Source organism: Ruegeria sp. K3 (assembly GCF_056531845.1).
In genome coordinates this window covers 1-9,399 of record NZ_JBQFMM010000022.1, presented here as the reverse complement: position 1 = coordinate 9,399, position 9,399 = coordinate 1, and the positions used below count along the sequence as shown (strand labels likewise).

General features: G+C 50.0%; 9 protein-coding genes and 1 pseudogene. 2 read left to right on the top strand and 8 right to left on the bottom strand.

Features of this window, described 5'->3' with window-relative positions; all coding sequences use genetic code 11:
• Positions 1-92 precede the first annotated feature (92 nt).
• Together ACR0MP_RS21790 and ACR0MP_RS21785 are read right to left on the bottom strand one after the other, a co-directional pair.
• The gene (locus tag ACR0MP_RS21790; RefSeq protein ID WP_480888071.1) at positions 93-704 is read right to left on the bottom strand and encodes a DUF6778 family protein; all 612 of its coding nucleotides are present in this window, start codon (positions 702-704) and stop codon (positions 93-95) included.
• Positions 705-2,393: 1,689 nt separating this feature from the next.
• Positions 2,394-3,077, bottom strand: a complete 684-nt coding sequence (locus tag ACR0MP_RS21785) for a hypothetical protein (protein ID WP_480888073.1) — start codon at positions 3,075-3,077, stop codon at positions 2,394-2,396.
• A gap of 899 nt (positions 3,078-3,976) precedes the next feature.
• Between ACR0MP_RS21785 and ACR0MP_RS21780 the strand changes: the two are divergent.
• Positions 3,977-4,111: pseudogene (locus tag ACR0MP_RS21780) on the top strand (transposase); the annotation flags it as partial.
• Between the two features lie 206 nt (positions 4,112-4,317).
• Here the strand turns inward: ACR0MP_RS21780 and ACR0MP_RS21775 are convergent.
• Both ACR0MP_RS21775 and ACR0MP_RS21770 read right to left on the bottom strand, forming a co-directional pair.
• Complete coding sequence (locus ACR0MP_RS21775; RefSeq protein ID WP_480888075.1) at positions 4,318-4,626, bottom strand: hypothetical protein; 309 nt, start codon at positions 4,624-4,626, stop codon at positions 4,318-4,320.
• Positions 4,627-5,021: 395 nt separating this feature from the next.
• Positions 5,022-5,516: a transferrin-binding protein-like solute binding protein gene (locus ACR0MP_RS21770; protein WP_480888076.1), complete on the bottom strand. Its 495-nt coding sequence runs from the start codon at positions 5,514-5,516 to the stop codon at positions 5,022-5,024.
• On the opposite strand from ACR0MP_RS21770, the gene ACR0MP_RS21765 reads away from it, so the two are divergent.
• Positions 5,509-5,907 (top strand): hypothetical protein, encoded by a 399-nt coding sequence (locus ACR0MP_RS21765; RefSeq protein ID WP_480888078.1) that lies wholly within the window; start codon positions 5,509-5,511, stop codon positions 5,905-5,907. The genes ACR0MP_RS21770 and ACR0MP_RS21765 overlap by 8 nt on opposite strands.
• 520 nt (positions 5,908-6,427) lie before the next feature.
• On the opposite strand, the gene ACR0MP_RS21760 is transcribed toward ACR0MP_RS21765, so the two are convergent.
• The 4 genes from ACR0MP_RS21760 to ACR0MP_RS21745 form a co-directional block, all read right to left on the bottom strand.
• Entirely contained in the window at positions 6,428-6,886 is a 459-nt protein-coding gene (locus ACR0MP_RS21760) for a hypothetical protein (protein WP_480888080.1), read from the bottom strand.
• Between the two features lie 157 nt (positions 6,887-7,043).
• Positions 7,044-7,634, bottom strand: a complete 591-nt coding sequence (locus tag ACR0MP_RS21755; protein ID WP_480888082.1) for a DDE-type integrase/transposase/recombinase — start codon at positions 7,632-7,634, stop codon at positions 7,044-7,046.
• Between the two features lie 98 nt (positions 7,635-7,732).
• A complete protein-coding gene (locus tag ACR0MP_RS21750) occupies positions 7,733-8,020 on the bottom strand; it encodes a transposase (protein ID WP_480888083.1) in 288 nt (95 codons plus the stop codon).
• A 728-nt stretch (positions 8,021-8,748) separates the two neighbouring features.
• Entirely contained in the window at positions 8,749-9,270 is a 522-nt protein-coding gene (locus tag ACR0MP_RS21745; RefSeq protein ID WP_480888084.1) for an invasion associated locus B family protein, read from the bottom strand.
• Positions 9,271-9,399: the final 129 nt, after the last annotated feature.

The following is a 9,399-nucleotide window of genomic DNA, read 5'->3' as shown; positions in this document are numbered from 1 at the left end:
GCATCCGTCAGCTAGAAAAGATTAGACATGGTCACCGCTCGATTTTCGAACCGTGAATCACGCAGCCAAGCGGAAATCAATGGGTCCTGACCCTAGCGCCCCCTGCGTCTGAATGAATTACGGACGTCAGGACCTGTCCCGAGCCAACCAGAAATAACTGCGGATACATGACGGATGATCCGAACACGCTGGGTTTCGCCTCTGGCAACAGCCGAGACAGCCTCGTCACCCACATAAGCACGAAGGTCTGCCTGAACATCGTCTTCCGACGCCAGAACTTCGTGAGTGCTGGCGTCGATGACCTGGATTGAAAACCCAATGTTGTGTACACCAGACGCATTGAGTTGTTCACGGGCTTTTCTACTTAACGCGTGAAAGCTGTTTACCGTCAATCGGATACGAACCCCACGTCCTTTCCCCGACAGAGATGAAGCGCCTTGTTCCAAAGCTTCCGTCATGATGCGTTCAACTTGGGCATGACGATCGCCAAATGGTTCTTCTTGCCAAACGATGTCAGCATTTGGCGCAAAAGCATACTTCTCTGATACCGTTAAGGTACGCGGCACAATTACATCCGCTCCACTGAGACGCCATTTGATTGACTCCTCTATACCCGGCTGTTCGTCATAGGAAGTATACCAGACCTGGCCGCACGCTGTTAAAAGCGGTACGGCAGAAATCAGGAAGAGAAGTCTTTGGATCATGTTTTTCACCTTAAAAAGTGTCAGTATTTGAGAGCAACTGCGGTCGTTTCACTGGCGAATGAGCGATAGTCTTAACGACGATCCGAGCGAACCATTAGTGGCTCCGGATTCACTCTTGTCATTCCTCAAAAAAACCAAGAAATTGTAATGTATTTCTTACTCAACGTCGTTGTGCGTCAGTCTCAAAAAAGCCTGTGCCCAGAGAAATGACTATTCCCATTGGGGTTCTAGCTTCAGGATCAGTTAATTGTGGAATTCGGCGGTGTTCCTTTGAAGGATTCAAGAATCTGTCCGCTCTGATTGCCTGGGGGCGATCGTGCTGTAACGGGTTTCAAACGGCCGAGCAATGTATTGCCTCGAAACGAGCTCCCGGCAGATCTGGTGACCCTCGCAGATCGTTCGCCCCGTCGTCCTCTCTCGAAATACCGCCCACGGATCAGCTCTCCGGTTCACCGCCGGCACATGATTTCTATGTCATCTCAGACTCAAACAAGCGCCGGATGTATTCACGCATTTCCTGCGTTGATGCTATCGTGAAAAACATCTTGCGCAGGGTCGTCCGTCGATCCACTCCTCAGCGGTTACGAGGAGCCAAAAACACTCGGTTTTTCAAATCGACCGAAACCGCGCAATTGCTGCTGACGTCAGAAAGCAACATAAACTGAGACACTTAGACATCGAAAATGAAAGAATATCGGATTACTCTCACTGGTGTCCGCACAGTACAAAACACTAAATCTAAAGCAGTGACCCAAACAGCAAAGGTAAGATTTCAAATATTTTTTTGAGAGCGCTTAAGACCGTGCCTTGTAGCGCTTCTTATTCTCTTTGCTGTTCATGGGCATCCTTACGCACTGGTGGCGTAGAAACAAACAGGCGATGATACCGGAGCGCCGTCACTCACTCGCAAAGGCCCCCTTGATTGGATGCTCTGGAATTTAGCCGCCCCTCAGGGGGCGGCTAAATCATTTGAACAAACGCATTTAGAGTTTTAGGACGCTCGTTTTGGGCGAAGGCGCGGTTATCATTCTACTCGGATACAAGCAAAAAAAGAGCATGGAACCGCATAAGCTGCTGCAATATGTGCCCCCCTTACGCATTCAACAAGCTCGGGTTACAACCCAACTGTATGCAAGAAAAAACGTGAATACTTGCTGTTGAATGACGTAAGTGGATGTTGGCCGCGGATGCGCTAGGATCGAACGAAAGACCATTAAAATCAGGAGCTTGCTAAAAAAGCTGCAAAATCTAAGCCGCAACAGGAACAGACTCCTCGGGTTCTCGTGCAACCCGGGTCAAAAAGAGGCCTCAGGTATTCGCGGCATGAAACGATATTCCGCCAGCGTGCCCCGGGTTCCATCCCGCTACGACGGCTCATCAAGGAACCATTTCAAGCTCTGGGATACTCATAGTGCTTGTTTCGGTAAGCTGATCAATACTTTTCACTGCTGTCCACCATCCATTTAGGTATTGGGAGCTTAGTTTGGGCAGTCTGTATCACACCGCGGAAAACTCCTCTTTCATTGCAGGCACCCCGGCAAATTCAACTACGATGAACTGCGGGCAGCAGAAAAGCTTGGCCTGACCTGCTCAAGAAGGAGGAGGCTTCAATACTGGTATCGCAGTCGGGCACACATTGTCACCCGTGTTACCCCCCCCCTCCCAAATTCCACCAAATTATCCTAACAACTACTCTTTGATTCCGAGGCCTCCGAGTTGACCTGACATACCATCGGGAAGTGCAATGTCTGCTCTGATGGCCAAAAAACGGTCAGAGTTACCACCACTGAGCAGCCACCCGGTCGCGTCCGTTGTGCTCAAGTCTCGGACCTCTCCGTTTGATTTGGTAATTGATCCGTCAAGGTAGCCCTCAAAATTCGATGGATCGTCTGCCCCATTGTCGTTCAATGAATCGAAAACCAGATCAACCGATCCTTTGATCGAGATAGGCTCAATGTCTCCCGGAAGCTGCGTTGGGCTGTTTTGAGTTTCATAGAAATTATCGATTTTACCCGTTATCGGTATGCTGGAGCTGAAATCTGCCACCGCAACAAATTCGCCGTCTGCAGTATAAACATCGCCTTCACCGCCGAAGTCTTCGACATAACTGATTGTACCCGCATAGGTTGCGGTTCCTGTCGCAGGTATGTCTACTGCTTCAATACCGCTACCGAAATTACTTGCGTCAAGAAACCTATCATCGATTTCTTCGCGCCTGGCAATCAGTTCATCGTACGTCGCGTTTGACGATGGATTATCAATAGCTTCACTATCCGCTAAAGGATCAAACGAAGGAACATCTTCCGTTGAAGTGCCCCCTCCCCCGCAGCCAGTCAGAAACAGCACGCCAACACATAATGTCATGGCTTTCATATCTTATCTCCAAAAATTGGGCCGGCCTCTTTAGTAGTGATTGCGCTGATCCCAAAAGCGCTGGTCGCACTCAAGAATTGCCAACGAAAGAAGCGCGTCAAACTCAGGTCAAACTTCGTTGATCGAACTGTAATTGCCAGGTATCTTTTCATTCAATGTTCTGCCGTCGCAATTTGCCTGTCCTCAACTCGCACGCAAAAATTGCACTATGGGGCGATCGTCTTTTCAGAAACTTCTCGCCGGCAAGACCGTTGGAGAGGCATAAAAAAATTTGAACCGCGCATATCTTGTTCCAGTTTTTTTTGACTACTTCGAGAGCAGGGCATGCTTCTCAGTCGCAGCACCGGGTGAATTGAGCTTACATCGGACTTTTACTGGGTCTGGAGCTAGCCGCCCGTGGCCAGAGCAGGTGAATGTCGCCTCGACCAATTTGCAAGTCAGGAAGTTACGTGGGTCGTGGTTATGCTTTTGAGACGGAGCGCCAATGACCTTGAAGGCATCGGGCTTTCTTTGAGCCCACACATACCCTTTCCAATAGACAAATACATCCAAATTGTGGATTGTATTCGGTGCATGGGTTTTTGAGACGTTTGGCCATTGTTTGTAACAATCTTCTAACTAATTTGGAACGCGGGTGGCTATGTGTCGTTCCCCGATACGACCGAACCCAATGCCAACCCGCGTCCGGCCCGCGTGGTCGGGCGCTTTTTTTTGTGGCCTCTTTATTTCGTAGTGGTTTCGGGTGGCGATTACACAGCAGGACGAAGTTATTGGGTGGGCGTAGTTGGTTGAAGGATTGGAAAACAACAATTGTCTGGGGTCAGGATGTATTGATTTCCTTTGCTTGGCGTGACCTACGGCTCCAAAAACGGGGCAGGAACACAATCGACTTTTTATGACTAACCGACACGCAGATGATGCGAAATAAACTCTTCCTTACGAGACCGCGTGGCAAGCCTCGGGTTGATGACAGGCGGGTGTTGAACGGGATTATCTTCATCAACCGCAATGGGTTAAGATGGCGCGATGACCCTGCAGCCTGACGCCCGCACAAAACATGGTGTGAATGCAGCGGTCGCTCTCCGGGGGCAAGCGAGGTCCGGTATGTTGGCCTAATGGATAAAATCCGTCAGGAGAACGACTCATGAAACACTATGCGGGTTTAAATGTTTCGCTGAAAGAGGTTTTGATCTGCATTGTGGATCTTGAACATTCAACCCGATTCAGGACATGTTCACTGTCATCTTTTGATGCTCCTAATTCCACAGTTTTCAGTTGGATCAAAGCCGCTCACCGCTTCCTTGGAAAGGATTTCAGAAAGCGCTTCGCATATGACCTTCTTGCTGTCTCTCAAAGTGTTTCCTCTGGAATCAAGTAATAGCGAAGTGAATCCCTCGAAGAGAGCCCTGTCGTTCTGGTCAGAAATGCCAAATTCTAAAATAGATGCGATTCTAAAGGACTGAGCCATGTCAAAAATTTCCAATAGATTGCAGTCTTGTCTTCTCAACGCCAATCTGGTGGCTGCTTCCGATTGCGCAATTACGCTCAAGTATTCGCCTTCAAGAACATAACTATACCCCCACAACAATCTGAATATGGGTTCGTTAATTAGTTGAGGATTTTCTTTTAGATAGCCTTCGATCGTGTTGCGAAAAGCTACTGCAAGACTTCCACTTTATTAGAGAGTAAAACCTGTGAAATCTCAATAACCACGTCTCTGGTTGGTTCACTGACCCACTTGGTACAATCGTCGGATGCGTGAGCAGACGACCCGGCTGTGATAAAAACTATCAATATCAGAATTCTTTTCCATTCATGTTTCATCATTCGGTTTCCCATATTGATTTTGCCGAAAGCACTAATTGGCACAGACTGAAGCTAATTCTGAATCTGAACACGCCCTAAAAACGGCGTAGTATAGTCGATGTGACACCTTTTGAGTGATCAGTCGGCGCCAAAGGCTCCGACATGGGACACTCCGCCAGCACCAGTCGCCTGGAATGTGCCGCCGACCTCTTCGGCGTTGCGGCCGTAAAAGATACCATCTGCCGTACCGCTTGTGCCCGTGCCTGCAATATTGGCGCGAAAGGTATTGCCGGAAACGTTACCCGACCCGGAAAAGCCCAACTCGGGCGCATTTACAACTGTTCCATCAGACAACCTGCTTGCGGTTGTACCAGAGCTTCTGATCGTCGCGTTTCGGAAGTTTGTTGTTACCTCAATTTCCGAAGCTGTGAGATACCCGTTGCCATCGGCAAGAAGTGCAATACCCGTGCTGGCGCCTTCGTAAATCGCATTCCGGCCCGTCGGGACATCACTGGAATCAGTGCGGTATCCATAAGAACCAGCACCCACAACGGCGACCGGTCTGTTACGATCCTCAAGCCAGACGCCGAAGGTCTGATGCTCGAACCTCGTTTGGGACGGATCAATGAGCACGGCGCTGTCATTCAGATCCACCGAGTCGAATGCCAAGAGAACACCGCTGGAACTGCGCACAAGCGAATCTCCAGAACGGGAATCCAATGAAACACCTGACGCGGGCGCCCTGAAGCTGGCCGCAACAATATCACCGTCTTCAGTCGTCATTCTCAGTGTCGATGTTTGCCTTGTGGCGATGTTCGACACGGTTGTACCGGCCACCTCGGCGGTAATCGCCTGCCCATCCAGTTCCAGCGTTCCGTTCTGCGGCAGCGTAATCTCGCTGGTCGCGTTGCTTCTCCCGTCTGATGAACCACTGCTACTTGAACTACATGCGCTTAATGAAATTCCGGCAACCAATGCAATTGCACAAAAACCAAAATTAGTCGTCATATCCCCTCCAATTTGATTTCCGACATTTTCTGTGGCATCCCCTTTTTTGCGACGCTGGCTTGTTTTGCGGGTCTTGGCGGTGGATTAAGGTTTCATATCGCGCAAAGGATCTAACCCAAAAATAGGCCGTATTCTTAAACGACAGCCGTTAATGCCGAGTTGTTTGGGGATGCACTGGCGGGCCAAAACTCTCCCACTCGCAGGCGAAAGGCGTTAGTGTGTCAACTCAGCTTTCTTTGCCATGTTGCTTACGCATGCGCGTCTAAGCACCTTCAAAATCAAAGTGCTACGCCGGGCCACTGGCTATACCTTCATCAATTGCACTCTGGATCGCAACAGCGGCTTTCATACGTGCCGGACCGGCGCATTTCAGATGGTAAACGTTATCACTGCAGGTGCCGAACTTCTCATCGGAAACCAATTATTCTACATAGTCTTTAATCTATTCATGCAAAGACACATTCATTGATGCCATAGCATAACCTATCCCCCGAACTGGACTTACGCCCTTTGTTCACAAGGGTTCAAAGAGCGATCTATTTGCATTTTTTCAGGCTGTTAACCAATCCGATGGCAAGCGCTATTGCCGCCAACATCAGACCGAACACAACAACGCCTTCACCGATAGACATCATTCCCGGATTTGCATTTGCAGCACCCATTCCAGCTGTTGCCGTAACTCCGCCAGCGATAATTAGACTATCGGTAGACTTGGCAACTTTGTTCACAAGGTTCGGTTTCATACGACTGTCCTTTATGTGGTGAAGTGGTGGCCGGAACTCGCCTGATCTATCCGCCCTCGTTTTGGTTTGAATCGATGGTTCAGGAAAAGATCCATTGATAGCGACACCAATCCGCGTTTCCTCTGGAAAGGAGCGGGTCGAAGGAAAAGACTCGGATGTGGTCAGGGCGGGCTCGTCAGGTTGAAAACCGGAAAGCTCGTTCGCTTGCCGTTGAAAGCCGTTTTTCTGCTTGAGGCGCATAAAATAAATCATCTGATCCGCGACCTAGCGCTGGTTTTCTCTGTGGTCTCTATATCTTACCACGGATCTGGCGTTAATAATTGTTCCAGCTTCTCAATTTGATTGTGTGTCGCCATCATTAGCCTCTCGCAACAGGTATGCGGCCCCTATATGGGACTGCACGATGGTTTCAGTCTGCGTTTTTCAGGTTGTTCGCCGTTCCAATGAAAAAGGCTATTGCCGCCGGAATAATACCGAGCAGCGCAACGCTGTTCACACCGACCTTCTCGAGCCAACTCTGGGTTGCCCGTGAAGAGAACTCTGGGCCATTATCGCTTCGAACGAAATCAGGCTTTCCGTGGCGCAGGAACAACCCGTAGAGAACCTCCAGCACATCTTCAGAACCCATGCGGGTCCGAACTTCCACTGCAAGCGCCTGGCGGGTGTATTCATCCAGAACCGTCAGCATCTTATAGTTCCGCCTATTGCTCAGCTTGTCGTGAACAAAATCAACGCTCCAGACATGGTTGGGATGCGTCGGTTGGAGCCGAATGATCGAGCTGTCCTTGTGGTAGAGGCGACGCTTCTTCTTGTGCCGCTGCGGTAGTTGCAGACCTTCCTCCCGCCACAGCTGTTCTACCTTCTTGTGATTGACACGCCAGCCCTCGACCCGAAGCAACTGCGCCACCTTACGGTAGCCATACCGGCCATAGCTCTTGGCCAGACGGATCATGGCCAGTCGAAGAGCATCATCGTTCTTCTCTACGGCCTGATATTGCATGGAACTACGTGCAAGGCCGACCACCTTGCAGGTGCGGCGCTCTGATGTGCCGAGCCTCTGGCGAGCATGAATGACGGCCTGACTAAGTTGGCTCGTCGTCAGGCCCTCGGTTTTAGGTAGTTCAGACTTTCCTTGAGGATCAGTTTGTCCAGTTCCAATTCGGCCACGATCTTCTTCAGTCGGGTATTTTCTTTCTCCAGGCTGCGCAACTCCGACAGTTGCGACTTGCCCATGCCACCGAACCGACGCCGCCAATTGTAGTAGGTCGCATCGCTGACACCGACACCACGACAGGCCGTCCGAACATCGTCGCCATCTGCCAGCTTCAGTTCAACCTCACGCAGCAGCTTCAGAATGTCTTCGTCCGAGTATCGCTTCCGAGCCATCTCTTGTTCCCCTTCTCGGCCAAAGTAGTGGCCCAATTTTAGGGGGCAAAGACAACCGGCCGACCCGCCAAACCAGCGCAAAAAGTTCCACAAGTTTATTCATCGATGCCGAGACCTATGATCTGACCGTTCCCACCATCAGGAAGTGCAAGATCTGCATTGATTGTCAAATAGGTGTCAGAGTTGTCGCCCCCTGAGGAGCCACCCGCTCGCGTCCGTTGTGCTCAAATCACTCACATTTCCGTTTGATTTCGTGATTGAACCCCCAAGGTTGCCTGTCAAATACGAGAGGTCGTCTGGCCCATTGTCCTCCAACATCTCGAGAACCAGATCAGCCGTTCCTTCGATCGGTATAGGCTCAACTTCTCCTGGAAGCTGCGTGGGGTCGTTGGATGCAATCAGTGCAACCAAAAGTACGAGCTCTTTGGCTCCACAGTATGATCCAGCCTGCGCAATCGATGCTGGGCTGATCACTTCGTCTGAGCCAAAAGAGCGAATAAGGTCATACAACCTGAACTTACGCCAATCAGCGCTCTTTCGAGGCCTGGAGAAATACGTTTAGGTGTAATGATCACTTTGTTTGCCATTTTGACAGCCATGAGGAGCTTGATGGCGTAATATATCAGGCAAGATTACAGCAGAAAAAATTGGGTTCTCACGAAACTTCTGGCTTCATCAAACACTTTTTGGAACTAAGATCCTCGCTGGGGTTCAAAGCAGCTGAATGACTACCGACTTACTATATCAGCAAATGCAGCCGAAAAACCTGTCAAAGAAAACGGAATGCCCAAGGCTGAAGCTCCGTCCAATTGGTACAAAGTCGCATTCAAAACTGTACCGCGCTGCAAAAGCGCAACAACATCTGCACCAAGATTCAGACTTACAACGCATCCAAATTGTCGACACGTCCGAAAAGGTAGGTTGAAACGCTGCCCGCCGTCCACGTTTATGGAGACTCCCTTTGTGATATCCAGGCCAAAAGGAGTTATCAGTATTCCTGACGCAGTTCCGTTTGGCCCCGCAACGATCTCCAGTCTCATCTGGACCCCACTTTCGCCAATGCTCAGACGCTGCGCCATTGCGCAGTTCTGATCTGGCTCAATGCCAGCGCAACTAACCGTCCAATCGCTATATGTTTTGATTGCCGCATCGGTGGCCTGCGAAAAAGCATAAGTTGCCATACCAAAGGTAGCCGCTATCGCGAGTGCGAAGGACACCGCAGCTTTTGTATTTTTGTGTTTGTTGGTCATTTTTTTTGCCTTACCACTGAGATGCCAGGCCGAACGTAATGTTCAGGGCTTTACCTTTGTCGCCTGTTCCGAAGGTTGAGCGATAGTCGACGGACCCGAAGATGCGGCTGTTTTTGTTTACGGCATAAG